Genomic DNA, 26,512 nt, shown 5'->3' on the forward strand with positions numbered 1-26,512 from the left:
GAGGGTGAATCCAGCAGTGTTTCCATTAATTCCACTTCCCCGAAGGAAAGCGACATGAAGTCTTCCACCACATTATAAAGGAAGATAACGTTTCCATTAATTCCACTTCCCCGAAGGAAAGCGACATCTTAAGGAGATCATGTGGTACAAAGAGCAGGCGCTTCTAAAAGTTTCCATTAATTCCACTTCCCCGAAGGAAAGCGACTAGGCAGCAACTGCAGTGACTGCAGTGAATGCGGGGTTTCCATTAATTCCACTTCCCCGAAGGAAAGCGACTGGTTACAGCGTTGACGAAATCTACGCAGAATTCTTTGTTTCCATTAATTCCACTTCCCCGAAGGAAAGCGACTGGGAGTGACGGGGCCGCGGAAACTGACCAAAGAACAGGGTTTCCATTAATTCCACTTCCCCGAAGGAAAGCGACGTTGGATCAGATTGCAACCGTCCTGGAAGTCTCCCCGTTTCCATTAATTCCACTTCCCCGAAGGAAAGCGACCTTTGCTCGTATTCTGTTCCTGCTGCTGTTCCTGCCAGTTTCCATTAATTCCACTTCCCCGAAGGAAAGCGACTGTCAATAGCCTGACCAAAAAAGCTTGATAAACTAAGCAGTTTCCATTAATTCCACTTCCCCGAAGGAAAGCGACACTAGGCCGTGGCTACTTCACTGAAGGGGCTCGCTCGTTTCCATTAATTCCACTTCCCCGAAGGAAAGCGACGCCAACAAAGGAAGAAGACTCCCGTATCTCCATCAAAGTTTCCATTAATTCCACTTCCCCGAAGGAAAGCGACTATTCGAGAGAGCCAAGGTGCTATTGGATGCAGAGTGTTTCCATTAATTCCACTTCCCCGAAGGAAAGCGACAACCTTTGGGGATGCCATCTGCAATGCTGAAGCCCAAGTTTCCATTAATTCCACTTCCCCGAAGGAAAGCGACTCTGCCAATCGAGGATCCTCACTCCTAGAGATCTTGGTTTCCATTAATTCCACTTCCCCGAAGGAAAGCGACAGTAAAGACCGTTGGTAAAACATTTGGTGTTCTCAAGTTTCCATTAATTCCACTTCCCCGAAGGAAAGCGACAAGGCCATGCAAATAGAGACGTTGCCTTATACCTATTGTTTCCATTAATTCCACTTCCCCGAAGGAAAGCGACTTTAGGAAAGTTGTACACCGACCTACTTACGCGAACTGTTTCCATTAATTCCACTTCCCCGAAGGAAAGCGACGCGGGGACTGCCCGCGGGAACACTGGCCTACCACCAAGAGTTTCCATTAATTCCACTTCCCCGAAGGAAAGCGACTGAGCTATGGAAATGTGTTTGGGCTGTATGCCCAAAAGTTTCCATTAATTCCACTTCCCCGAAGGAAAGCGACTATCCATACGTTCTCCCTACTGCCCTATATTTGCCCTGTTTCCATTAATTCCACTTCCCCGAAGGAAAGCGACCTGGATAGGATGGGAGTAGTGCAGCAATTTTGCTGGGTTTCCATTAATTCCACTTCCCCGAAGGAAAGCGACCAGGAAGCCAAGGAGCTTTATCTATCGGGGCTATTCGTTTCCATTAATTCCACTTCCCCGAAGGAAAGCGACTAAGAAGGGAGAAACCATGTCCATCTTCCAGCAATGTTTCCATTAATTCCACTTCCCCGAAGGAAAGCGACGAGAAAGCTAGAAGCCTAGTCTCACGAATAAACGCAGTTTCCATTAATTCCACTTCCCCGAAGGAAAGCGACTAGTAAGTCCTTTGCACTTTGCCGGCGAAACTCGACAGTTTCCATTAATTCCACTTCCCCGAAGGAAAGCGACTTAAAGGGCTTTGGGTGTTTTGGTTCCGCAAGTAAGGGTTTCCATTAATTCCACTTCCCCGAAGGAAAGCGACGAGTATCCTCAATGTCTTGCATTAGTTGAGGAAATAGTTTCCATTAATTCCACTTCCCCGAAGGAAAGCGACTTTATCCCAATAGAAGGGAGGGTTGTATGGTGAAATGTTTCCATTAATTCCACTTCCCCGAAGGAAAGCGACGCCTTCATAGATGACTCCGGTAGGTTATACTCCTAAGTTTCCATTAATTCCACTTCCCCGAAGGAAAGCGACTGTCGAGTTTCGCCGGGAAGCAGCACGCAGCCTACTGGTGTTTCCATTAATTCCACTTCCCCGAAGGAAAGCGACTTCAAAAGAATTATTAGCGACCCTTGCGAATTCGAGTTTCCATTAATTCCACTTCCCCGAAGGAAAGCGACCCCGGGGATCGCGATCCTGATCCCAACCATGCCGAGTTTCCATTAATTCCACTTCCCCGAAGGAAAGCGACGACTAGTAGCCGGCACGAGACGGGGATCCGCAACGGAGTTTCCATTAATTCCACTTCCCCGAAGGAAAGCGACGTGATATTTTTGCAATTGTCCAGCAGCGATTTGCTGGTTTCCATTAATTCCACTTCCCCGAAGGAAAGCGACCAGTTTCTCCTACCAGACCACCCCATAGAATTGGGGTTTCCATTAATTCCACTTCCCCGAAGGAAAGCGACGCAGTGATTATCTGGGGCCAAGGAAAGTGGACGATTAAGTTTCCATTAATTCCACTTCCCCGAAGGAAAGCGACCCAAAATAAGAAGGATCCTATTCTAGGAAAATTGTACGGTTTCCATTAATTCCACTTCCCCGAAGGAAAGCGACTGGCAAAGCTGGTTAGTCTAGCATGACTCTGGCACTGTTTCCATTAATTCCACTTCCCCGAAGGAAAGCGACTGCGCATCCCCACTTCCATGTGCTCATGCTCATGAGGTTTCCATTAATTCCACTTCCCCGAAGGAAAGCGACACTACAGCCCCAAAGACAAGCCGTGGGACATCCACCGTGTTTCCATTAATTCCACTTCCCCGAAGGAAAGCGACCTATCTTTGTGCGTCACCCGTCCGTCAGCATCGTGGGGTTTCCATTAATTCCACTTCCCCGAAGGAAAGCGACGTGGATAGAAGAAGCCACCAACGAGGATGTCCACAGTTTCCATTAATTCCACTTCCCCGAAGGAAAGCGACCTGAAATACTCGACCAAGCCAGAGGATCTGATGGATCGTTTCCATTAATTCCACTTCCCCGAAGGAAAGCGACGATCCCTCCACCGGTAGAGCCGGCTAGCGCTTCCTTAGTTTCCATTAATTCCACTTCCCCGAAGGAAAGCGACTCAGGGAATCGCGCTTACTTCCCACTCCGCCCCCAGGTTTCCATTAATTCCACTTCCCCGAAGGAAAGCGACGTGGGCGTTGTCCCTGCACAGGCTGCATCCAAGTAGTGGTTTCCATTAATTCCACTTCCCCGAAGGAAAGCGACTGGTAGTAAACCAACCGAAATATATACCCATCAGTAGTTTCCATTAATTCCACTTCCCCGAAGGAAAGCGACCCGTGGGACATCCACCGTGCCCAGGCGCAGCAGGTTGTTTCCATTAATTCCACTTCCCCGAAGGAAAGCGACACCTTTTCAATGCAAGGTACAGTTCTGGAGTCCATTAGTTTCCATTAATTCCACTTCCCCGAAGGAAAGCGACTTTGAAGTAGTGAGTTCAAAATCCTTTTGAAGTGGAGTTTCCATTAATTCCACTTCCCCGAAGGAAAGCGACGAGTCAACTAGCAAACTGACTCAAGAATGTGGTCCCAAGTTTCCATTAATTCCACTTCCCCGAAGGAAAGCGACACGGCCCAGACTCCTACGGGAGGCAGCAGTGGGGAAGTTTCCATTAATTCCACTTCCCCGAAGGAAAGCGACTCCCCCCCATTATAACCCTTACCCAGAGCGGGATCCAGGGGCCTAGATCGACAGGGTCTCGTTTTCGGCTGCAATTTCCCCTTGTTTTTCCCCGCCGAGGGGCCTGAAACCCTTGCCCAGAGCGGGATCGACCGGGTCAACGGAAGAATCAGGGTTTGAGGCTTGTCGCCGACCCTGTCGCTGAGACTGTTAATGTAGGGCCTCATAGGGATCCTTTCGCCTCCGCCTGAACAGGTAGGGATCCGCCGGGGGCTCTGGGTCTGACCTAAACCACTGGTAGCAGATGAGCTGCACATCCTCTTGGGTGAAAAATGTCGGGCTCCGGTGGCGGGAAGAGGACCCCTTATACAATCCCTCATCGATGAACAACTCATCCAACGAGTGAATTAGATTGGCAACATCCCGATTCTTCTGATAGTTTTTCCAGAATTCCTTACAGTCTCTCTCGTAAGTGCGAATGCTTTTAGTATGTATAACCAAATCAAGAACCCGTTGTCGGGCCTCTTCAGTCACCGCATCAAGTTCAATAGCATCCTCTACCTCAGTGAGGACGAGATAGATTCGTCTCAACCATTGAGGCAAACTAGGTTGCAATAAAGAGCTACCCTGGCTTCGATTCAGCAGATTCAACAGATTTTGGATCGCAGGTTGTAACACCTCGAAGATCTCACCATCAAAAGGCGCAGGCGGTAGATCATCGGGCTTTGGAAAATCTTCTGGTCGGCAATAGAGAAGCTGAAAGATTGATCCCCAATCACTCTGGAGATGGTCGATACTTACAGAGATTCGACTTTCTATTCGAGGGTAGAAATGCCAGAAGTGCCGATCTTTGACTTGAAAAGCTAAAAATAGTCCATCCTGCGGAGCTTGGTAGCGTGTGCTGTGGATCCCAAGTGGGATCTCCTCGACAGCTTGCAACCCCGATTGCTGGATAAACTCCAACAACGGAAACCGCATTTCATCCATAGAGACTAAGTCAACTTTCTTCTCCAGAGCCTGCAGTATCTCACTCTGAGCACTGGGAGTTTGAGCTTCCTTCAGGAGTCGGATCTCCTCTAATGAACGCTCCGAGATCACCTCTCCCAGCACACTGGCATCCAGACCCACCTGCTGATCGATCAGGGCAATCCGCTGTTGCAACTTGCGCACCAATCCCAACAGCAGTTCCAGTCCTTGCTCGGGAAAGCCATTAACGATCGTCAACTCCTCGAATGGGGATCCCAGTCGATCGATGCGGCCTGCCCGTTGGATCATTCGCACCGGATTCCAATGCAGATCGTAATTCACAAGGACTGCTGCTTCTTGAAGATTTTGTCCTTCAGACAACACATCGGTGCAGATAAGCAGATCGATTTGCTCTTCAGGCGAACACCCGACTTCCTGATAATCCTCTCCACAAACCGAAGGATTACTAAATGGCCGATTGACCCGTGGCGCGAATCTTCTCACCAGCATTTCCCGTTCCCGGCTTGGGGTTTTTCCGGTTAATAACCCCACCCGCAAACCTGAGGAGAAATTGCGATATCTGCTCCGCTTCTCAGCCATTGCCTCAAGCCATTGTTTATCTTCCAGCAACTGCTGGTATAAGTATTCGGCTGTGTCTTTAAAGTAGGTGAAGACAAGCACCTTGTCCTGTTCCAAGCTGAGCATCATTCGTTTAAAAGCCATCAGCTTAAGATCAGAGTCTTCTCCTGCCTGCACCCTTGCCTGGATACGGGTGAGATCTTGAATAATCTGAGCCAGTGTTTTTTGATCGGCCTGGATTGCCTGGGTCAGCTTGTCCAAATCATAGTCTTCAGGGTTGACCTCAGGCAGAGATACCAGCACCTGCTCCACTGAATCCTCTTGCTCCTCAGCTTCCAGAGCCATCAGGCGTCGATAGCTGGATCCATCTAACAAGTGACCCTGCTGCAGCAAGTCCAAAAATCGTCCCTGGAAGTCAGATTGCCAGCAGATGCTGACCTCAAAAGCCTTGATTGAACTCTCTAGCCGCTTGAGATAGAGGGTTTTCATCAAGCTGCCGATCACTTCATTGCGTAACTGACGGTCGGTTAGCTTATCATTCTTCTGGCGCACATAGTTTTCCAGGTTATAGGGAGCCAGGTTCAGATTCTCAATGTAGGCAACCCAACGGCTATAGAGACCTTGGAAGCTACTCTCGAAGTTATAGGTAAATTGCTTCAAAATCCTGCGCGGAAAGCGGATCTCTTGGCCACCGATGATAATCTTCTCTCCTGCCTGTTGACGTTTCAGCACATCCAGGCGGGATCGACGCACCATGGTCTGAAACAACAACTCGGTGATCTGCCCCTCACCTTTGTCCAGCTTCTTAAACAGCGCGGATAGATTAGGGATCCCCCAGCTACTGTAGTAGTGATCATCGTTGCGGGTGAGCAGCAGCACCTGATGATAGAGGTCAAAAATTGTGTTGTTGATGGGAGTAGCCGTGAGCAGCACCACCCATTTGTTGCGGCGTCCCCCACAGATCAGGCGTTGCAAGTTGGCATATCGAGCGGTTAAGTTATTCCGGAAATTGTGGGATTCGTCCACAAGGACAATGTCGCAGTGGCTGTAGCGTCGGCTGTTGAAGTCAGATCGCCCTAGCTCCTCTTGAGACAACAAATCGGCCACCAAACCGAACTCTCTCAGCTTCGGCTCCCAGACGAGATTGCGAACTTGAGCCGGGCTGATCACCAAGGCCCGAGGCAGGTACCCCGGTTTTCGTCGCTCCGCTAGAAGATGGTCGATCAGCCGCAGTCCGATATAGGTTTTGCCCAAGCCTACCGCATCTGCAACGATGACCCCCCCATGGCGCTCCAGCAATTCTAGGGCTCGTTCAAACCCTTCCTGCTGGAAATCAGCCAATTCTAGGGTTGTGGCCTGCCCCTTGACCACTGGATCCTGCTTCGGCTGGAACAGGGTGTAGAGGCAGCGCATCAAGATTTGATGAGGAGTGTAGGCACGGCTGCCAAATTTGGATCGATCCAGCTCAGCAATGAGCTTAGATTTGTAATCTTTGTCCACACTGGGATGCTCCCAAAACTCTGTAAACCAAGTCTTGCGCATCTCCTGAGCTGCCTGAGCATTATCGAGCAACACGTTTAACTCGGTGTTGCCTTCCAAACCGGGAACAGTAAAATTGCTGGATCCCACAATGCTGTAGTTGGGGAATAGATAAGCTTTGGCATGCAGGAAGGGCGTGCGTTCCCCAATGGCCCCATATAACCGAACTTCCACATGATCTTGCTTGAGAAAGGCAATCAGGCGATCAATACATTTCTTGTATTCCAACCCGAAATTAGAATTCTCTAGCTGCCCCTGCAGCTCACGGCGAAGATAATCTTGGAGATCAATTCGATGGGGTTCTGCCGGTTTGATGGTGGGATCCCGGCCAATTAGCAAACGCAGGCGGGTGAGCTTATTAAAAGCTCGCTCCAATTTGATCCAAGCCTCGATACGGAAGAAGCCGGTAGCAATATCCAACTCGGTCTGCTTTTCCAGAAGGATCAGCCTCTGGATAACATTTGTTAACTTATGTCTCTGGTTATCAATATACGCCGGTAGCGACATATAGATCACCCTCCTTTCAATGCTTATTTAGGCCAATTTCTGCAACAAGTACGCAGAGACTGAAGTGCCTTTCTCTCGATCTGCCGCACCCGCTCGCGACTGAGGTTCCAAAGCCGACCAATCTCGGCCAGAGAATGAGGTTTATTGCCCTCTAATCCAAAGCGAAGGGCGAGCACCTGTCGCTCTCTTGGCGTAAGCAAGGCGAAGGCTCTCTCTACTATTTCTCGACGTTCCGTCTCCTCCCAAATAGATTCTGGGATCCGAGACCGATCCGCGAGGCTATCCACCAGCAAAACATCCCCAAATAGAGGTGCATCCAGAAAGCCGATCCCACGATTCCAATCCAGTAATTGTCGGATTTCTTCAGGAGAAAAGTCGCAGACCGAAGCCAGATCCGCCACAGTGGGAGTCCGCCCCAAATCTTGCGACAACTGGCAAGCCACTTTCTTCAGGCGCCGGATCTTTTCCCAGACATGACTGGGCAGCCGGATCAGACGAGCTTGAGTGTCTATTGCTCGAGTGATGGACTGTCGGATCCACCAGGTGGCATGGGTAGACAGACGAGTTCCACGGGTATAGTCAAACTTCTCGATGGCCCGAATCAAACCTAAGTTGCCCTGCTGGATCAGATCCAATAGATCAAGCCCCTGCTCTTGATAGCGCTTGGCAATGAACACCACAAGGCGCAAGTTGTGCGCAATCAACTTCTCCCGTGCCCGCGTCGCCTGCTCGGTGCCGGGGAAGGTGGCCATCTGGCGAAATAGAGTCGTTTCCTCTGCCCGATTCAGGAGGGGGTAGCGGCCAATCTCGCGCAGGTAAGACTTTACGCTGTCCTGCAAATCCCGCCTTTTGATCTGTGTCGCCTCTTTTTGTTGGACTGCGGCATGACGTATTACCTGCTGCTGGTGCTGTTGGGCGGCCCGTAGCGACCGACCCTGCAAGACCAAGTTGCGGATCCAGTTGCGCTCTTGGTAAGAAGGATCCTGGCAGTTGACCTGGAAGCTGTAGACCTTCCCAGCTTGGCTGCTGCTGGTGATGTGCAGACAGTGGTAACCATCGGCTGTGGCCAGCAACAGGTAGGATTCTGGGCGTTGGGCCAGACGTCGGGCCAGCTTGTGCATCAGCACACCCAACTCTGGAGAGCCGGGCCTCACTTCAAACAGCAGCACCACCTGCCGGAAATATCCCTGCCGATATTCCGCCAGGACATATCCAGCCCGAAGTCTGTCAAAATAAGCCGGCAGCTCCAGCACCGTTATATCCAACGGTTGCCCCACCAGAGCGTACCCCAAGGATGCAAAGAGATCGGCCACCTCGGCGACCGATCGGATCCCTCGAATGTCTTCCACATCCAGTTGAGCAACCACTGCCCTACTCCGGTGACCTGTTGTTACTTTAGTTGGGCTCCCGTGCTCAGCCCTAACCACACAAAGTATTAGAGAGTTCTGCTTAAAACCTGGAAAACCTTTGCCGGACAAATGTTTTGGGCGTTAGAGAAGAAAGTGGCCAATACTTTCTTTTACGAGCTTTCTTGCTCCTGATCGGCTAAGGGATCCCTGTACAAAACCGAGATCGCCTGCCCCGCGTCCTGAATCATTTGCCGAAGGGGCTCTGGGCTGACCACCAACACCTCTCCCCCAAAGCCCAAGATCCAGCGCTTGAGGTCGACATCCTCTAGGGACCAAAGGGGCAAGACCACCTTGAGCCGGTGGGGAAACCGACTGTCTCCCGTGGGGGGCAAGTTGAAGATAGATCTAGGCCGCGAAGATCCGGAAATACGGGGGGACATACGCTGGTGCTTAAAGCGTCGGGTGCCCTCGCTCACGAAGGGGAAGATCCGGTCGCTAAACCAAAGTTCCAGAGTTACTTCTGCTTGGCGGCGCTCATTGGGATCCCGGCTGAGGATCTGTTTCTGCAGATGCGGGTCATTGCCCAAAAAGATCCCAGCACTGACATCGTAGAGCTTGTGCAGGCGTTCCAGAGCAGCCAACTGCTCTTGGCGGGAGCGCGTTGCACAATGCCGCCGGTTAAGAAAGAGCCGATCCATCCGCTCAAACCGCATCAGTCCCTGCCTCTTCGGGCTGTGATACTCGCAGCCCAGGTACCACGCGATTTGATGAAAGACCAGTTGCAGGGGCCAGATGCGAAAGCTCTCCACAGCCTCTCCGGGGAAAGTGGCTCCCGGCAAACGCTTTACCTCTAGCAGCTCCCCCGTCTCCATCGCTTCCTCGACCACCTGCAAGCCACGGCGATCCGCCAAGGTACCGGAAGGAGCCAAGGCGGGATCCACAATGGGTTGATTGCCCAGCCGACGAGTGGGGTAGATCTCAGAAGTATCGATGTGGCTGAGGCGCATACGCTGCTCCACCATTTCATAAACCGCCTGCTCCCAAGGGTTTTCTAGAGCGCGAGTGCTCACCTGCAAAAGCCGGTAGATCTGCTTGAGTTCATGGCGACTGAAGATCCCAGAGTGAGTGAAGTAGCCTCGCTTCATGGGAAAAGACGGCAAAATCTGGTAGGGCCTCAAGACCTTTTCGATGTCCTTACGGATGGCATCTCTGTTTTGCCCTTTCACCCAACCCTGTTGCTGGAGCTCACGGTTCAAGCTTTCCAAGCTGCCCAGCTCGGGATCAAAGTGGAAGGGTTGGGTCAAAATCAGGCGAATGGTATAAATCAAGCGGCTGAAGCTATCCCAGTCAGAATAAGCGTGGGTGGCAAAGGTCAGAGGCTGCCGGCTTTCGGGTTGAACCAAGAGCTGGTGCTGCTCCCCTGCACTGTTCTCGCCGGCGTGACAGAGCAAACCACTCTGCTTCAGCCAGATGAGATCTTCAGACAGCAGTTCAGGATCGGCGTACACGGATCCCTTTTCAGAGGCTATTCGGTGGGTGATTTCCTCCAGAGTACTGCCGGGATGATGGATCAAAATAGCCAGAAGATGGAGCAAGCGCTCAAAGTCAAGCAGCCGAGAGTAGCCGTGTAGCGTCGCCTTTCGAGTGGCGTTCTGACGGTTAATCAAGGTGCGAGGAATACCACTGACTTTCTCGAGAATTTGTTCTTGGGTAGGCAGGGATCCAGATAAATCTAAGGTCAGTACATCCAGGAATCCCTCTGCGGGTATGGGCGGAAAAGTCTTTAATGCCTGAGCCATTGCTTCCATCGAAGAGACTGGCACTTGACGATCCCGCTGCTGATTTCTCTGCTTACAGACCTCTAGGGGAGTGGTCAGATGCCACCCAATCCAATTTGCGCCGGGCAACTTTTGCAGCAGATCCAGCCGCCAGGAACGGTAGGCATTGGTAGCATCGTAGATAATGACTTGGCCCTGCTGATAAGCCTTGTGAATCCGAGCAAGAGCCAAATCCTCAATTTCCGACCAGTTGCCCTGGATTAAGGGATCCCCGTACAACTCTTGACGAATATTATCGGTGCTAACAACTTGAGAACCTTGCCAAGTTGCGGCTAAGACTTTTGCCAGTGTTGACTTGCCGCTAGCGGGAATCCCGATAAGAATGTGGTTGTAGTAGGAAGAGCTTACAGTCATCAGTTTGTTCTCCTTCAGGAAGAACGCAAGTCTCGAAGAAGTCTCTCCCTCGCCCAGGTCTTTAGGTCGGTATAGAGGTAGAGATCATCATCTGTAATAAGGCGCTGCTTATCGATATTGGGCAGCTTCAAAAGAGGAGATATAAGAATATCAGCCAAAACTTTCAAGATATTTTCGTAAGGACAGGCTCCTTTCTGTTTCGCCTCTTTATTTAATTCAGAGATGCGGTTGCTAGAGAATCCCTGACTGTCATGGATCATCTCATTGCGCTTGCGGATCCAAAATTCTAGGCTATCAATTTTTTCTTTTAGATCTGACAAGGATTTATCCTCACAGGCTCCATTCTTTCCTACATTCTTGCGGATGGCAAGAAGGATGGCCAAAAAACTAAGCTTACTCGCACGATAGAGAATCTTTGCATATTCTCCATCTTTGAAATAATCTAAAGAGTCCAGCAAGCCAAGCTGATCTTGAGGCAGCAGTCGCTTAATTTCACGAATCTCAACTCGGGATCCCACAGTAGCTGACTTCAGGTACTGACGACCGCCAAGCTTTTCGATAACTTCATCGAGAATTTCCTCACAAAGTGAAGACATTCTTGAAAGAAAATGGGAGATCTGCTGATTCTGTTTGTATATCTTGCATTGGGAATATAAGTTAAGCAAAATACTGTGGTTTCCAATGGCCTGATTGATTCGAGTGTCTAGATCCAAACTTATATCCAGATTCATCTCTTTCTTGGAAGCTCTGGCAGCCTCGATATCTAAGTTCATGAGTGAGTCTGCCACTTGTAACCCTCTGATTGCATCATCAACCAGTTTCCTGCTGGAATGTAGCTGGGATTTGCTTACTACGCCCTGCTCAATTTGAAAAGACAGAATGGATTGCCAGCTCTTGAGAACTTGACAAGCTCCCGCAAAGTCAAAACGTTCTAGCAGTTGCATGACAACGCGATATTTCTGTGTCCGCTGGTATTGCCAATATGAAGTCCGAGTGCAAGGCGAGGGCTCCCCTCGAAGCACCTTCTGCTTTGAAAGAACCGGATCCAGAAACAGCAGCTTGGGGATGTCAGCAGTGATTGATTGCAGACGAAGGGCTGTCTGCATTTGAGGGGTTCCACCTTTAGTACTGACAAGAACCACCTCGTTTGAATCAATCTCGTCAACAAAGAAGCGATAATACTCGTTGAGGACAAGATCCTGTTGGTTAGGTTTGACGTTCTGAGGGATCACTCGCTTTAGAAAGAGAATATCCTCCCGCTGTAAATGTCTCTCAATCCACCTTTTAATGATCTCGAACAAGAAGCAAGTATCCTGATGCTGAGGGGGATTTTGATTGGTAACAAAAATGTTGATTTTTTTAACTGAAAACTCCTCAATGGCGGTATGGATTACCCCCCAGATTCTTCCAGGTCGAATGCGCTCCTGCCAAAAATCGGGCTCCCGTTGATAGGCAGCAAGAAGTTTCTCTGTTAGTTCGCGGAAGCTGTAGGCATTCCTGCCTTGACCTCTAACCTCTACGCCCAGCTCTTTACAGAGTCCATTGGCAATAAAGTCTTCTCGACTATTTCTTTCCCATATCACTTTTTCGTCTTCTGTTAGATCCTCGGCAACTTCGTTTGGTTCATCTCGGTCAAAGCCCACAGGAATGTAGTACTCAAAGCCTTGAATTTTTACTGTCAGATCAGAGGTGCCAATGTTAGCAATCAGAGTAGCCATAGTTCCTCACTTAGGATCAAAGTTCACCTTCTCATAGATGTCTTTCAGGGCAAGTTGACAGAAGCTTCGGAGAAGTTGACAGAAGCTTCGGAGCGAGAATGGGCAATCATAGCTTTTGCTCCTGGATCCAGTTGCGTAGATTCTGTTCAGCCTGAATCTCATTCTCTCGAGCCTCTGATAAGAATTGGTAGAGTCTGTCTTTGGGAACCCCTGGAAAACTAGGACTGATTTCTAACTCTTGGTAGCCTTGCGCAGTAAGTTGATAGATTCGCAGTTCCTCACCATTGAACCGCCACAACTCAGGGATCCCTATGGCAGCATAGAGGGCTAACTTGTTGATAGTACTGTGGGTTATGTCAACTTCCACCACCAGATCTGGAGGCGGATCTTGGCTAAAATCTACAGTGCGTCCCTTGACTTTAGGTTGATTCTGTAAGTAGTAGGCATTGTCAGGTTCTGCTCCTCGCTCTATATGGGGATAATTAAGAGTTGTAGAGCCCATAGTTTTAATCTGTCCTAAGTATGCAGTAGCCAGGATGCGTACGAAGAGATCAATCATCCTGACCAAAAACTCGTGATCTTCGAGTGGCATGGTGATTTCCAGAGTACCCCGGTCGTAGATCAAGCGAGAAGAACGGTGCTCTCCCAGTGCCTGAAGGATCTGCTGGTAGCGATCCCAGGTAAGGTGATGGAAAATGACCCGTTGTTCGGGAAGATGTGAGCGAGTGGGAATGATGAGCATATCAGACTTCATCTCCTCGAGATCAGTCTAGAAGGAGCAAAAAGATCATCTTTTCAAGGCTGTTCAGGCTTCAGACCAAAGAGATGGAGACTGCCTTGTATTCGAGATAAGTCATCGAGAAACTGGGAACGGACATGCTGGCAGCCAGCTTGGACACCTCCCATGAATAAGCAGACCACTTCCTGGCATTGAGTACCAGCTTGTTTGTGCTTAATCTTGTGTCTCCTAATCGTCACCCAAGAGCAATGGGCACTGCCTCGCGCAGCATCTCCGCCAAGATCGGGGTTTCGCTTGTAGTTTCTGCGTTGATCTTGTTGATAAACCAGCCCCATACCATCTCCTCGCGTACTTTCTGCATCATTGGGATCAACCCAACTTAAATCTGAAGCATTAACCGGATCCTGTTCAGGGCCAGGGACGGCGAATACGGCACAACTGCTGGGTGAAAATGCCTCACAGTTGGGATTCTGGGATCCACTGAGCAAACGTTCCGGCCAGATTTGTCCAACTTTTTGATACCACTCTTCGTATACTTGCCTCCATTTTTCTGGTTCAAGAGGTATTCCAAACACCCTGTACTCACCCTTAATTTTGATATCAAGCGTCAGGTGACTGCCTCGGGCTGCAGGAACCGGAGAGTTGTCTCTTCTTTCCATCATGAAAATGTGAAGTGGTCTTCTCCAACCTCGCCCTACTCCTCCGGTCATCACTGCAACTCGCACAATGGGGAGAAGGATTCCCATGAGGATCTCTTTGGGAGCTTCAATTCTAAGTTCTCCCTGCCATGAGTAGAAGGTTGGGAAGTTTTTTGACTTGCGTGCCCAGGGATCCCCTTGGATCATTTCCAGCCTTATGCACCCTTTTTGAGACTTAGGTTCTAGGGTTCCAAAAAGCTCGCTTGCTGTCTTCTCTGCATTCTCTTGGCTCATAACTCCCAAGAAAAATCGCAGTGCCCAGGAGCGGAGCCAGCCTCGCCAGTGAGAAGGTCGCAGCTCCAGGGTTTTCATGTCAGGGCCTGCATTACCCTGGCTGGAGAGACGGAATCTAAAGAGCACACTTGATATGCTTTCATTTGAGTGTCTGGATCCCTTGTGATCAGGAACCAGAATCCGACCATATCCAGAAGCAGTGCGCCCGCCTATCCCCAGGACTTTTAGGGCTTGCTGAACCCACGACCAAACTTCATCAACTTCTTCTTCAGTTGTGCCGGGAACGCCTTGGATGGCCACGAGAAAATCAACAGGTCTCTGACCATCACCCAGTGTGTAGAGCGATAAAGGAGTGCCCTGACCTTGGTGAAACACCTGGAAGTTCTGTTGAGGATTGACGATATCCAGGCTTAAACGGGTAGGCTCTAGGGGCCAAGCGTCGAGAAATTGAATTTTTCCTGCCGAGATGACAGTCCCTTTTTGAAATCCAAGGAGGGCTTCCATCTTGGGGATCCGCTCCGGTTGTTGTTTTGCCCAGGCCCGGACGATCCCTCGGATTGAAGAACCCGGGATGTACCCATTGAGAGGCAAGTCGGGCATAAGTTCCCAGTTTTCGCCAACATTGCGCTTATCCTCTGGCCGACCTTTTTGGGGCCGCCATGGCCTACAGGGTTCCCCTGCTGAAACAAGAGTTTCCACATCGGGATGAGGATAGGATCCCACTTTTGCTCGCCAACGCAAGGTAAAGGTTCCCTGGCGAAAAAGGTTTGTGGCTCGCTTTTGATGTTGCTGAGCTATTAGCTTAATTAGACGCGGCCCCGTGTACATCAGTGTTTTCTCCATTCGTGTCTCCTGAAAGATAAGCTTTGGCCCAAAAGTTCCAGTGATTTGCCAAGATTAAAGATCGTCTCCAAAGGGCGAGGTATTCTACAGGTTGGTCGCTTGCCAGAGCTTGGATCCTCTGCATTAATGCTTTGGGCTCTAGAGAATTATCTTCGGTAACCAGTTGCCCCAATAAAGAAGTCCAGACAGGAACTGTTCTCTGTCTCACCTTACCTTCTTGAGCATTGGACTGGTTAACGTATCCTATGGCCGAGAGCAGGCCGAAAACTCTCAGGTGTTGAGAAAGTCGGAGTACCGCATTAAGATCCTCCTGAGAAAGAAACTCTTTCCCTTGGGATCTCATGTACTGTTGAATGTGTTTATAGGCCAGTAAGCTGGTATGCTCTGGGCGTACGCTTGCTGATCGCTGCTCAGATGGTGCAGAGTCGGAAGAGCTGTTGATCTCCCTCCGCTGGTGAGAAGGCACAGCTTTGTTTTCCAATTTGGAGTTTGGAGTAACAGGCTTAGAAAAGCTCTTCATGTCCTTGTTCTTCGACATTCTTAACTCCTAACAGTGTTCTCAGATTTAGCTTGTGGGGTGGGATCAGAGGCATTGGAGACCCATCCTTGAACCCAGCCTCGCCCAACATTGGCTTGCCCCCCCACCTGGAACAAACCTTGGAGAACATTGATCAAAATCTCATGCTCTTGGGTGAGGTTTTCCTGGTTGGGCAGGGGGCTATATCCCCAGGCGAAGTAGAGAATGGTGTCACGAGGAATGCACACATCTGTCCAGAACACCTCTGCTGAGCCTACCTGGTTGGCTCCTTCCGAATCTTCCTGGATCTTGTTGCGGATCTGTGTCCAAAGGGAGTGCTCCATGAGGATCTGGAAGTCGCTATCGGGAAGAATGATCCGATTATTTTTCCAGGTTGCTTGGGTATCCCCCTGTAAAACAGCGGGCCATTCCCCGGCCAGTGAGAAGGTCTGCCCTTCAGGGAGTTTCTCAACACGCACTTCTGCGTCTGCCACAACATAAACGCCAGGTTTTGTTCCTACAGGGGCTTTGGGCAGAACTGGAAGAGGCTGACGGCACAGCAAGGCGTGATCTCGCAGTAGAGAATGACAACTTACCCAACAGAAAACGGAATCGGATCCTTTTAGAGACATGGTGCGCATCGGCACCCACAATAAACGGGCATCTCCAAACCAGACTTGGTGAACCCCCATTTGGCCATCTTTTTGGAGTTCTCGTCCAAAGAGAGTATCGGCAATTGTCGGATCTTGAAGTGTTACCTCGTTCCGCAGGCTTCCTCGCAAAGAAGAACCTGGGATGTAAGGAAAGTTGGTGTGAGATTCACGGGCAATTTCCAGGATGTTGCCTAGGTCGCCTTCTCCACCGCAATGGATGGGGGCAAGGCTGTAAAGATAGCCAACGCGAAAGTCAGGTTGAATCATTTCACAATCCCCCACAAAAGTGTGCCGTAATTCAACGATGCAAAAGTCTGCAACTGGGCGCATGGGTTACCCACAAGCTGCCTTGGCGGTGGCGGATCCCCCTTAAAGTGATACACCGTACCGGCGGGAATGAAGGCCCGTTGGGGTAGCAGCGCAAAGTCCAATCGCTCACTGCCCTGCCGCCGAACCGCAGAAATTCCACCCCAAAGCAAGGCCCGATCCGTAGCGCATCCTGCCAGATAAGGCTGCCACTGGGAAGGGTAAGCCTGATAGATACGGGGATCCGCTTCAGGCTGCGCTAGGCCCGGAGTGAGGAGATAAGCCACCCGACCCGTCCCCTGCCGAAATCGCTCCCAATCGATGCCAGGATCCCAATCTTCCAGAGGCGTGACCAAGGCGCGATGTCCCTCTCCCCCCAGGCGAACGGTGGTGGTCGGGATCCGAGCACTGATGGCTGCCGCCAATCGCCATCCCCACCGCAGTCGGGTTGCCACCTCGGTGAAGTAGCCAGCTTCATCTTTCACCTGGCGGGTATCGGGTTTGATGTCGATGTGAGGTAACACCTGGGTATCCCAGGGATCCTCATGAAAGTCGCCGGCCTGGGGTAGGGATCCTTGGAGATAAGCACTCAGTGCCGAGGCCCGCATCCAGGGGTGGGGACGGCCTTTGATGTACTCCCCTTTTTTGAGAGAGGGGGGCACCAGGGGCGGGAGTTTTTGATCATCCCAGCCGATAGGTTTCCAAGGATCCCCCTCAGCCGGCTGTAGGCGAGAGTATTGGTCTCCCCGGACTTTCTCTTCGAAGTTGTCTTCTGGGGTCGTGTCTGGATCGGCATGGGGATCCGATTGACCCGTAGCCAACAGATCTTTGGGAGAGGGCACGAGGCTCCCACAAGAGAGGCAGATTTCCCCCTATCCGAGGCTAACTAGGAGGTGCTGCACCTAGCTACGGCAGGACCGGTGGGCCCCTCGAGCGTTAGCCGGGCGCCTGAAGTCGCCGAGAGTTTGGCCAGCGACAGGCTTTGGCGGTCGGAGCGGATGGAGTTGCTGGTGAAGCAGGGCTCGAGCTATCTAGCCACCAAATAGCCTCTTCCAGAGCCGGCCTAAAAGACCTGGGACACGTGGCTCGGCCTTGCGTGCTTGCGCCTCAATGTTCAATCCTTGGTTGATTGTCTATAAGACAATGCCCGCTGAGCCCAAGGGATCCCTGAACATCGACAATCCATCAAACTTCCCGAGTTTGGGCAAGTGTACTGCCGATGATGCGGAAGTCCTCATTTTCTAGCTGCTTAACAGTAGAGCGAGTGATGATCTTGCCCTGCTCCACCAAAACCTTCCCCGTCCGTGGGTGCAGCAGGTCTTGTTCAGCCCGCCGACCGATGAGCACTTCGATATCTTTCAGAGAGTTCACGCCCGGCGGCAGCTCCACCACCACCTCTGGGACACGTGGCTCGGCCTTGCGTGCTTGCGCCTCAATCTCTGGGACACGTGGCTCGGCCTTGCGTGCTTGCGCCTCAATCTCTGGTGTACAGAGCTGAAGCTTACCAGCTTTGAGCGCCCTAGCGAGATCTTTTTGTCGTTCAAGGGCCTCTGTGAAAGCTCCCTTAACCAGGGTATCGCGGGCGCGCGTGAAGGCCACATAGGTCAGGTTGGCCTCCTCTGGGTACAGCTTCACACACCGATGTGTAGGGTTCTCCTGGGCTAAGGTCACCCCTGTGAAGTCTTCTGCCAGAGTCACCCGATCCCACTCGCGGCCCTTGGAGCGGTGAGCGGTGGAGACTACCACCTCAGCATGTTCTTCGTCCACCAAACTGTTGCTCAAGGTACGGCACACCTTGGGAATCGTGTCCTTGTACTCCTCGACAAGGCGCTCGTAGGGCCTGTACTGTGCGGCTATAGAGGGAAAGCGCTCGATGAGGTACTTCAGTTGCTCCCAGCTTCTGAAGAGCGAGAACTCTGGGTGGCGGGGCTCCTGCCCCTGGTAAAGGCGGTAGGCAGCTTCCAGGGCATCGGTGAGCTCCTTTATCTTATTCACCAGAGCTACTTTTTTGCCCTGATCTAATAGTACCAGCACCTCCCGAAGGGCCCCGACGTTGGTGCGGCTGAGGATGGCGGTAGAACCGTCCTGTTTTGGGTAAGGGTTGCCCCGCACCCGGCGGGTCTCCCCTTTGAAGAGATAGAGCAGCTCGCTGGCCTCGTCTGCAATGTGTTCCTTGAAACGAAAAGACTGAGAGAGGGGGAGCTCCTGCCCGTCAAGGCGTTCCATAGCGTTCACCGCGCCCCGCCAGGCGTAGATCTGCTGGTGGGGGTCACCCACGAAGATACGCCGAGCAGCCTGGGGCAGCAGGATGCCCAGCATGGCAGGATTGGCATCCTGCGCTTCGTCAAAGAGAATCACATCATAGGGGAGCTGAGGGCGGGAGAGCTGGTAGAGCTTGAGGTAGACATCGTGGCTGACCGGATAGCTGGCCTCTGGATCTACTAAAAGCTCCCAGGCCCGCTGGGCCAGGGGCACCAGGCAGGCCGCAAAGTCATCAAATCTCTCATCTTCCGCCTCGATCTCCAGGCGCAGGATTTCAGGGATGTGTTCAGCTGTAACAGTCTCAACCTCCGACTGGGTGAAGCGATTTACGGTCTCAAGCACCGGGAACAGGGCTTCTTCCCGGTCGCGGAAGCCCCACTCCAGAAGGCAATCGAGGTCGGGCATGTCCTCTTTCAGCTGGTAGCGGGCCTTGAAGAGGCTGCCCCCCAAGCATTTTTTCTCTGCAAAGAGTTTGCCCGTCTCCTTGTAGGCCAGGGCGTGGTTGGTCATCACGTCGGCCAGGCTGCCGAACTTCTGCTTGGCCTCTTTTGCCAAGGCCTTGCTAAAGGTCAGGTAGAGGATGCGCTTGCCTGCCAGCGCCTTGGCGACCTCTACCAGGGTGAAAGTCTTGCCCGCTCCGGCGAAGGCCACCACCTTGAGGTGACTACCAGTCTTTGCGGCTTCTACGACCGCTTTTTGTTCATCCGTTAGCGTTGCCATTAATTTGGATTATAGGCTGTCGTAAAAGTCCTCCACGGGCAGTTACGCGGCCTTGGCTAGCCGCTTCACCAACAATCGTAGCATGCCCAGGTAGACCCAGGCCTCGCTTACCCGAGGGTTCTCCTCATAGTCCTTGGCAAAAGGAATAGAAAGACGCAGCGGCATTATGACAAGCATCTGTATCAAGAGAGGCATTTAATCGAATGCTTTTTTCATAAGTTAAAGCAGTACCGGCATCTATGTTCTCGTTTTGACAAATTGGCCAGGAACCTCTTGAGTTTTCTCTATCTCGTCAGTGCTCTCTTTTGGCTCAAATGAAAGATCAACACAACCTAGCACCATGACCGAAGTGGAGTTCAACGCCGCCCTCAGCGAGGGGATCCCAAAGCCCAAGAGGTCTTTCAGGCCCAAAAGCCGCGGTTCGGTTGACGCAGACGAGACAGAGCAAATCAGGGCACTGAAGGTCTCACTCTGGCAAACGAGCAAAGCTGACCCCTCGGTAGTAGTAGGCCAAAATTTGGCGGTAAGTCCAGCCTCGGCGGGCCAATTCTTGGGCGCCCCACTGGCTCATGCCAATGCCATGCCCAAACTTGGGGTAGAGGCTGACATCCGGCAAGCTCATCAAATAAGGGATCCCACTCACGCCGACGGTTTGGCCGCCGCTGCTGGCGCTGTACATGGCATTGACAAACTGACCCCCATATACCATGACCACACCACGGGTGGCTTGTGTTGCTTCCAGGGCGGCTGCCGACCGCTGGGAAAGCCCTCGGTACACCTGGGAGCGAGTATCGCTAAACACATCAAACCAACCGCGGGAATTGCGATGGTAAAGAACGTAGCTGCGGGCTGCCACCGCTTGCGCCTTCAGGGCTTCTGGGAAGAACCGGGATCCCATTTCTGCATCCACCACACTGGCCACATAGTCTTCCAGATCCACGTAGTTGATGGCCATCACCATGTTGTAGCCAGTCAAGAGCACCTTGCCGGAGTACCAGCGGCCATTCACTGCCACCAGGCCACCCTCCTGAGGTTCGATGAACAGCACCGGGTCAACCACCCCATGCAGACGCACCCCTTGAGGGCTGGGCTGAGCCAAAAACCCTTGCATAGGGGGCAACTCCGCCAGCACCTCTCCCCGACCGTTGATCAGTTGGGCAGGGAGAGAAACTCCCACCACCAGAGGGGCAGTGGTATCGGCCAATTGCACTCGCACCGTCACCCCCCAGACGGCTTCCACCCATCCCCAGAAGGCACTGACCACCAGGGATCCCATCAGGGCCAGCCAATGCCGCGCTTCCATAGCCCGTGCCCAGAGTTGCTTTTTGTACACCAACTCCAGCTTAGGATAAGGCAAGTTTCCAGAAATGGGCCGGTTGGTTGGCAGCAACTGCAGAGGGCTTGAGCCTCAGTTCTTGACGGGGTGTGGGGGATCTGAGTGTGGAACTATCTATGAACGGGATCCCGTTTCCAGCGGAGCGGGCCGATCCGGCGGCTCCAGAGGGTCGGGTTCTTGCGACCCAAGCCGATTGCGGCCGCCCTCTAGATGGACCGAAGAGCTATCCGGCCCCAGGCCCAAGGCAAAGCGCAGCGAGTCCCCCGGTCGTCCATTGGAGAAGAAGAGAAAAGAACCTAAGGAAGCCAGGGAAAGAAGAGCCGCATAGCCAAACATGGCTCGATAGCCGGATCCCGCTGCTAAGGTGCCCAAAAGGGGCCCCGCCAGGCCAATGCCCAAATCAAACCCGCACATCACCAAGCTAAACAGGCGACCCCGCTCCGCCGGCTCCGAGCGATCGGCCACGAGGGCAGAAATGAGAGGGATCAAAGTACCAAAACCGCAACCCACCACGATCCCAGCAGCCAGAAAAGCGCCGCTGCTATTGGCAACAATCAGGATCCCCATTGCCAAGGCATAGGTGGCCAAGCTGAGGGAGATAAATGGCCCCCGCCCATAGCGATCGGAAGCGCGACCGGTGAGCAGGCGCACTCCAAAGCTGGCAAAGGCCACTGCCGTATAAAAAAGACCTGGATTCAGGGGAGCTCCGGCTTCTTGGATTAACAAGGCCACAAAGGTGGTCTGGGTGCCGAAGGCCAACCCCACCAAAAACATCACCCAAGCGAGGGAGCGCACCTTCGGGCTGCCCAGAAAGCTCCAGAAGGCCCCATCCATCGGCAGGGATCCCCAATGCTCACGCCGCTGTTCTCGAACCAGTTGGGTACAAAGAAAGCCCACCAACCCCAGCAGAGCAGAGAAGAGAAACGAAGGGCCATAGCCGGCAAACTCCTGCAAAAAGCCGCCCAAAGCAGGGCCAATGGCTGCGCCGATCGGATTGACCAAACTCATGTAGCCCAGGATCTCACCCCGTTTTTCTTCTGGGGCAAAATCCACCACCAAAGTCACATAGGCCGTGGCAAAAGCGGCGATGCTAACCCCATGAAAGGCTCGCACCAGCGCTACCCATGGGATCCAATCGGAGAGCCAGTATCCTATGGGGGCCATCCCCACCACCCCCATGCCGATAAGCAGCACGATCTGCCGGCTGTGGCCATCCGCCAGGCGACCCAACGCAGGGCGAAAGGCCAGCAACCCAATCGAAAAGGCCCCCATTACCCAGCCCACTTGCTGGCTGGTGCCACCGGCATCCCTGACGTAGAGAGGCAACGTGGGCAGCAGCGAGGATAAACTGGCCCAAAAGAGCAGCCCAGCCACAAACAAAATGCCCAAGTTGCGCCGCTGTGCCGGCTGCAGCTGCCCGAATACCCTCACGCCAACTCCTTATGCAAAATGGAACTCAAAGCGTGCTCCCAGAACCGCGCCCTAGGATAAGCCCACCTTCGCCGGATCCCTCAGCCCGAAATATTTAGGTGCTAACCTTTCTGATTGTAACCGTATGGCCTGAGGCTGTGAACCGGCCCTGCTCAGCTTTGAAGGTGCTTCCGGTTTGGGACAACAGCGAACCCAATTGACATTCTCCCCACAGCTATAGCTTGCTTCTGCGAAGCAGTAGCCGGGGGATTCTTTCTCAGCCAGCAGAACAACCCCCACTGACTGAGCTACATCGGGCGTGAGGTTGGTACCGCAACCCAATGGGAGATGCCAAAGCGCTCCGCACCGCCGCAGGCGTTCGCGAAAGCGTCGCGTAGCGATAAAGCAAAAGCCGCCCTTGAGGGCGGGGCTTGCAACCCAGTTTTCTTGGTCACTGCAAATTGGTTTGAAACAGCCCAAGTGTAAGGACTCCGTCCCGCTGGCGCGGTCAGCACCGCCCCAGCCCCTCTCCCAGGGGAAAAGGGGAGTTCGCAACCTAGGTTGAGAGGTTTACCCCCATTGACAACAACCCTGCTGTGTCGCTGGGGTCTGGTTGATACTTGAGGGGCGGTCAACCATGCCCAATCAGCCTCCGCTCGGAACCGGGAAAGAGCCCGTTACCGCCCGGATCTTCTGTCGTCGCCCGGCTCGCTCGATCTCCAGCTCCAGGGTGCTGCCCACCTCAGTGCGCTCCACCTCCTGTTGCACCTGATCGGCTGTGGTTACGGCACGACCATTGATGGAGAGAATGACATCCCCAGACCGCAGCCCTGCCCGTTCCGCCGGGGATCCCTGGATGACTTCGCCAATCAGTACACCCTGATCCACCGTTATCAAAATGCGGCTATTGGGATCCTGGTTGAGGCGCTCCTTCAGATCTGGAGTCAGCGTGAGCATGCGGATGCCCAGGTAGGGGTGATCCACCTTGCCGCGAGTAATCAACTGATTGGCCACCCGCTGGGCCGTCTCAATGGGGATGGCGAAGCCCAACCCTTGCGCTCCCTGGATGATGGCGGTGTTCACCCCTATCACCTCCCCTTGAGCGTTGAGCAGCGGGCCGCCGGAGTTGCCGGGGTTAATGGCCGCATCCGTTTGGATAAAAGATACCCGCTTGTCAGGCACCCGAATCTCCCCGCTGGAACGGCCCAAAGCGCTGATGATCCCAGCCGTAACGGTGTTATCCAAACCCAGGGGGTTGCCGATGGCAATGGCCCACTGGCCCGGCTCCAGGGTTTCCGAGCGCCCCAGCTTCACGGTCGGCAGGTTCTGGGCGTTGATCTTCACCACGGCGATGTCCGTAACCGGATCCGAACCGATTACCTGCCCATCAAAGCTGCGGGTATCCTTGAGCGTCACCGTTACCTTGTCGGATCCCTCGACCACATGGGCATTGGTGATGATCTGGCCGTCTGGGCTGATGATGAACCCAGAGCCGGTTCCCTGCTGTCGCCGCTGCCGAGGGATGGAAGGGATCGCTTGGCCAAAGAAATCCCGGAAAAAGGGATCGCTGAAAAACTCCTCCGGAAAAGGGGCAGGGGCGCGCACCGTCCGCTCAGCATCGATGCGAACCACCGCCGGCCCTACCTTTTGCGCCACATCGGCGATGAAATTCAGGTTCAGTTGGGGCGGGGTTGCCGTCGTCTGGGCAGATACCCCCTTGCCCCCCACCAGAGCTGCTCCCAGCCCAATGCCCAGCAGCACCAGCAGCACTGACGAGAGAAGAGACTTCCAAGTGGAGATGGCAAAAGGCTGGAAAGAGGATTGAGCAGGTTGGGCGGAAGCTTCTGACCCGGGAGAGGGCTGGCCCGGCATGGATGTGCTGCGCTTCATAGCTACAAGAAGAGGGTTGGGATGCTGCAAGACTTCGGCCCCACGCAGGGGGAGAAACCTAGGGCCTAATCTAACATGGACAGCAGGGATCCCAGAGTGGGCAACCCTAGCGTTTTTCCGTACTTCTATCTGGAGCGAAGAGCAGCGGAATCTGCTCACCTGAGGTAGCCCATTTCCATTCAGTTGGCTTTGATCAAGATAGGTAAAAGATAGGTAAGGCCCGAAAGGCTCCCGGTTTTGTCCGGTTTGCAGCTAGCGTAGGAATGATGAATGGGGGTAAGACCATGACCAACCCAGCCAGCCGCCTGTTGGCTCCTCTGCTTGGCGGATTGCTCTCAGCGCAGATGGCCGCCCCAGTTTTGGCCCAAATGGGGCCCTTGCCACCACCGCCTGCCGGTGAGGGATGGCGTCCTGTGAATCCTCGCCCCCTTCCCCCTGGCCCTCAACCCCTGCAACCTGGCCAGCCCTTTCAACTGCAAACCACGTTGCTATTGCGCTCTGGGGATCTGATCCAGGCGGTGCATCGCTCCCCAGAAACCCTCTTGATTGCCCCTGGGGAAACCCGCGCCGTCAGCCTTAGCTTGGATACCCCTCTGCGGGACATCTACGGCAACATGGTCGTCCCGGCGGGGGCTGTTTTGGAAGGCCAATTTCAGCCGGTGAGCGGCGGCACCCAGTTTGTCTCGCGGGCCCTGATTTTCAACGGCCAATCCTACCCCCTCTATGCCCAGAGCCAGGTTATCCCGCTGCGTAAGGATCCCCGCCACACTTCCGGGGAAGCGATTGTGCAAGATGCCTTGATTGGGGCAGCTGCGGGGGCCATCTTGGGAGGCTTGTTCGGCGACCGCGTGATCTCGACGGAGAAAGTGCTGGGTGGAGCGGCGGCAGGGGCTGTCATCGGCAATGTAACGGCGCCGGAAGTGGCGGTGATCGACGCCAATGCCAACTTGACTCTGACGGTCACCCAAGATTTTCAGCCCTACCTGCCCTAGCGAGCCCCTGAAAACAGCTCTGGCCCTAGGGACTGGCCGTGAGCCGATCCAAAATCTCGTCGTGGGAGAGGCCCTTGCGCACCCATTCCTCGCAGTGGTGCAGCCGCTGAGCCGTGCCGATGAGGAAGCGGTTGAGATCGGCCCCCAGGGATTCGCAGGTGGTCTGTACGCAGATGAGATCCCGCCCCGAAAGCAAGGAGAAGAGGCTGGCCAGCATTCCCGCCTCCAAATATCCGGCAGGCTCTCGCCGTGCAGAAGGTTCCTCCGGGTTGAAGCTGGCGCGAGCGGCAAGGGCAAACCCGGAATGGCGGATCCCGGCCTGAACCAAGCCGTGGTCAGCAGCGGAAAAGTCCAGCTCCAGGCGTCCCCAGCCGTGGGTAGCCCAGAGATCGCTGAGGGCATCCAGGAAGATCCCCATCGGCAATTCCTGCAGCGGCTGCTGGTAGTAGCCGGAAAGCTCGTCTTCAACACGGCGGAAAAATGCCTCTCCCCAATCGCGGCCACAGTTGTAGAGAATGACGCGGGTGGCTTGGCCAGTTTCATAGCGCAGGCCGGAGTAGAGAGCTTCCAGCAGGGGCATGGGAAAGGCCGCCAAGCGGTATCCTCCGCGGCTGTACAGCAGTCCGGTGTGGATGTCAGGGCGGATGTAGTAGGCAGGGCTAAAGCAGTGCCCAGGCAAGATCTGGTCTTGCAGAATCTCTTGCAGGGTAGTCATGGCTATCTCACAGGGGGATGGACGGATTTGAGGGCGGCTGGAACTTGGCCTTTTGGAGTGAAGGGATGAATGTCCGGTGGATTGGCAAAACTAGGGAATCCATTGAGGGCGAATGGACCTAGTTAACCAGCATGGATTTGGCCAAAAGCAGATAAGGACGGATCATCTCGCTCTCTTCTGCCCCAAAGATGTAGGTCAGGGAGTCGAGCATTAACTTGTAGGCAGGCTGGCATTGGTCGCGCATCTTGAACGATTTCAGGATCGTCTCCAGCCAGTAGAGCAATTTATCCCTCAGGTAGTCTTCGTCGTTGAGCAGCATAGCCATGCAGCAGTAGCGCCACACCATGCTCAGATCCCGGCGGCAGCGCTCCCAGGCCAGGTGACCATGCTGGCGGATTAAATTCGGCATCATCGGCTGAAACTTCTCCATCACCCGATCCAGCAGCTCTTGTTCTTTGGCCTGCAGAACCTGGTAAAGGCGTACCCGCCTCGGGATCCCTTCCACGTAGGCGTGTAGAGTTTTCAACTCGTCCGGGCGCAGATAGCGGCCCTCGCTTTGTTGCATCAGCTCGGCAACCCTTGAATTCATAGATAGAGCCTCCTT

General features: G+C 53.3%; 16 protein-coding genes, 1 pseudogene and 1 CRISPR repeat array (1 of these 18 cut by a window edge). Of the genes and pseudogenes, 2 read left to right on the top strand and 15 right to left on the bottom strand.

From position 1 onward, the window contains the following. A CRISPR array of direct repeats spans positions 1-3,764; the repeat unit is 36 nt; unit sequence GTTTCCATTAATTCCACTTCCCCGAAGGAAAGCGAC (it extends 1,286 nt beyond the left edge of the window). 189 nt (positions 3,765-3,953) lie between these two features. The 10 genes from ACVWVQ_RS02865 to ACVWVQ_RS02910 all read right to left on the bottom strand — a co-directional run bounded on the left by ACVWVQ_RS02865 (position 3,954) and on the right by ACVWVQ_RS02910 (position 19,565). After that, positions 3,954-7,247, bottom strand: coding sequence for a helicase-related protein (locus ACVWVQ_RS02865; protein WP_457506772.1), 3,294 nt, complete (start codon positions 7,245-7,247; stop codon positions 3,954-3,956). 110 nt (positions 7,248-7,357) lie between these two features. Further along, on the bottom strand, positions 7,358-8,701 hold the full coding sequence (locus ACVWVQ_RS02870; RefSeq protein WP_457506774.1) for a sigma-70 family RNA polymerase sigma factor: 1,344 nt from the start codon (positions 8,699-8,701) through the stop codon (positions 7,358-7,360). 152 nt (positions 8,702-8,853) lie between these two features. Beyond that, positions 8,854-10,875, bottom strand: a complete 2,022-nt coding sequence (locus tag ACVWVQ_RS02875) for an AAA family ATPase (RefSeq protein WP_457506776.1) — start codon at positions 10,873-10,875, stop codon at positions 8,854-8,856. Between the two features lie 14 nt (positions 10,876-10,889). After that, positions 10,890-12,593 (bottom strand): hypothetical protein, encoded by a 1,704-nt coding sequence (locus tag ACVWVQ_RS02880; RefSeq protein ID WP_457506777.1) that lies wholly within the window; start codon positions 12,591-12,593, stop codon positions 10,890-10,892. A gap of 106 nt (positions 12,594-12,699) precedes the next feature. Then, positions 12,700-13,335, bottom strand: a complete 636-nt coding sequence (locus ACVWVQ_RS02885) for a Uma2 family endonuclease (protein WP_414356012.1) — start codon at positions 13,333-13,335, stop codon at positions 12,700-12,702. 53 nt (positions 13,336-13,388) lie between these two features. Beyond that, complete coding sequence (locus ACVWVQ_RS02890) at positions 13,389-15,107, bottom strand: RAMP superfamily CRISPR-associated protein (protein ID WP_457506779.1); 1,719 nt, start codon at positions 15,105-15,107, stop codon at positions 13,389-13,391. Continuing rightward, positions 15,067-15,645: a hypothetical protein gene (locus ACVWVQ_RS02895; protein ID WP_457506781.1), complete on the bottom strand. Its 579-nt coding sequence runs from the start codon at positions 15,643-15,645 to the stop codon at positions 15,067-15,069. Before ACVWVQ_RS02895 ends, ACVWVQ_RS02890 begins: the two co-directional genes overlap by 41 nt. A 2-nt stretch (positions 15,646-15,647) precedes the next feature. Continuing rightward, positions 15,648-16,544: an RAMP superfamily CRISPR-associated protein gene (locus tag ACVWVQ_RS02900; protein WP_414417457.1), complete on the bottom strand. Its 897-nt coding sequence runs from the start codon at positions 16,542-16,544 to the stop codon at positions 15,648-15,650. Further along, positions 16,541-17,425 (bottom strand): type III-B CRISPR module-associated Cmr3 family protein, encoded by an 885-nt coding sequence (locus ACVWVQ_RS02905; RefSeq protein ID WP_457506783.1) that lies wholly within the window; start codon positions 17,423-17,425, stop codon positions 16,541-16,543. Before ACVWVQ_RS02905 ends, ACVWVQ_RS02900 begins: the two co-directional genes overlap by 4 nt. A 343-nt stretch (positions 17,426-17,768) precedes the next feature. Next, positions 17,769-19,565, bottom strand: a complete 1,797-nt coding sequence (locus ACVWVQ_RS02910; RefSeq protein ID WP_457506785.1) for a UvrD-helicase domain-containing protein — start codon at positions 19,563-19,565, stop codon at positions 17,769-17,771. A 126-nt stretch (positions 19,566-19,691) separates the two neighbouring features. Between ACVWVQ_RS02910 and ACVWVQ_RS02915 the strand changes: the two are divergent. Continuing rightward, positions 19,692-19,883, top strand: a pseudogene (locus ACVWVQ_RS02915) (IS5-like element ISSoc13 family transposase); the annotation flags it as partial. A 148-nt stretch (positions 19,884-20,031) separates the two neighbouring features. On the opposite strand, the gene ACVWVQ_RS02920 reads toward ACVWVQ_RS02915, so the two are convergent. The 3 genes from ACVWVQ_RS02920 to ACVWVQ_RS02930 form a co-directional block, all read right to left on the bottom strand. Further along, positions 20,032-20,922: a SpoIID/LytB domain-containing protein gene (locus ACVWVQ_RS02920; RefSeq protein ID WP_457506787.1), complete on the bottom strand. Its 891-nt coding sequence runs from the start codon at positions 20,920-20,922 to the stop codon at positions 20,032-20,034. A 93-nt stretch (positions 20,923-21,015) separates the two neighbouring features. After that, positions 21,016-22,332, bottom strand: coding sequence for an MFS transporter (locus ACVWVQ_RS02925; RefSeq protein WP_457506789.1), 1,317 nt, complete (start codon positions 22,330-22,332; stop codon positions 21,016-21,018). Positions 22,333-22,956: 624 nt separating this feature from the next. Continuing rightward, positions 22,957-24,201: an HhoA/HhoB/HtrA family serine endopeptidase gene (locus tag ACVWVQ_RS02930; RefSeq protein WP_457506791.1), complete on the bottom strand. Its 1,245-nt coding sequence runs from the start codon at positions 24,199-24,201 to the stop codon at positions 22,957-22,959. Between the two features lie 284 nt (positions 24,202-24,485). Between ACVWVQ_RS02930 and ACVWVQ_RS02935 the strand changes: the two genes are divergently transcribed. Continuing rightward, complete coding sequence (locus tag ACVWVQ_RS02935) at positions 24,486-25,193, top strand: hypothetical protein (protein ID WP_011432227.1); 708 nt, start codon at positions 24,486-24,488, stop codon at positions 25,191-25,193. Positions 25,194-25,218: 25 nt separating this feature from the next. On the opposite strand, the gene ACVWVQ_RS02940 is transcribed toward ACVWVQ_RS02935, so the two are convergent. Further along, a complete protein-coding gene (locus ACVWVQ_RS02940; protein WP_414381204.1) occupies positions 25,219-25,908 on the bottom strand; it encodes a V4R domain-containing protein in 690 nt (229 codons plus the stop codon). 118 nt (positions 25,909-26,026) lie between these two features. Then, positions 26,027-26,497 carry a globin family protein gene (locus ACVWVQ_RS02945; protein ID WP_414331876.1) on the bottom strand — a complete coding sequence of 157 codons (471 nt, stop codon included), beginning with the start codon at positions 26,495-26,497 and terminating at the stop codon, positions 26,027-26,029. Positions 26,498-26,512: the final 15 nt, after the last annotated feature.

It is taken from the genome of Thermostichus sp. MS-CIW-36 (assembly GCF_054059035.1).

Coding starts and splice junctions, on each gene's coding strand:
- ACVWVQ_RS02875 (WP_457506776.1), bottom strand. CDS start 10,875: ATGACTGTAAGCTCTTCCTACTACAACCACATTCTTATCGGGATTCCC.
- ACVWVQ_RS02880 (WP_457506777.1), bottom strand. CDS start 12,593: ATGGCTACTCTGATTGCTAACATTGGCACCTCTGATCTGACAGTAAAA.
- ACVWVQ_RS02885 (WP_414356012.1), bottom strand. CDS start 13,335: ATGCTCATCATTCCCACTCGCTCACATCTTCCCGAACAACGGGTCATT.
- ACVWVQ_RS02890 (WP_457506779.1), bottom strand. CDS start 15,107: ATGGAGAAAACACTGATGTACACGGGGCCGCGTCTAATTAAGCTAATA.
- ACVWVQ_RS02895 (WP_457506781.1), bottom strand. CDS start 15,645: ATGTCGAAGAACAAGGACATGAAGAGCTTTTCTAAGCCTGTTACTCCA.
- ACVWVQ_RS02900 (WP_414417457.1), bottom strand. CDS start 16,544: ATGATTCAACCTGACTTTCGCGTTGGCTATCTTTACAGCCTTGCCCCC.
- ACVWVQ_RS02910 (WP_457506785.1), bottom strand. CDS start 19,565: ATGGCAACGCTAACGGATGAACAAAAAGCGGTCGTAGAAGCCGCAAAG.
- ACVWVQ_RS02930 (WP_457506791.1), bottom strand. CDS start 24,201: ATGAAGCGCAGCACATCCATGCCGGGCCAGCCCTCTCCCGGGTCAGAA.
- ACVWVQ_RS02935 (WP_011432227.1), top strand. CDS start 24,486: ATGACCAACCCAGCCAGCCGCCTGTTGGCTCCTCTGCTTGGCGGATTG.
- ACVWVQ_RS02940 (WP_414381204.1), bottom strand. CDS start 25,908: ATGACTACCCTGCAAGAGATTCTGCAAGACCAGATCTTGCCTGGGCAC.
- ACVWVQ_RS02945 (WP_414331876.1), bottom strand. CDS start 26,497: ATGAATTCAAGGGTTGCCGAGCTGATGCAACAAAGCGAGGGCCGCTAT.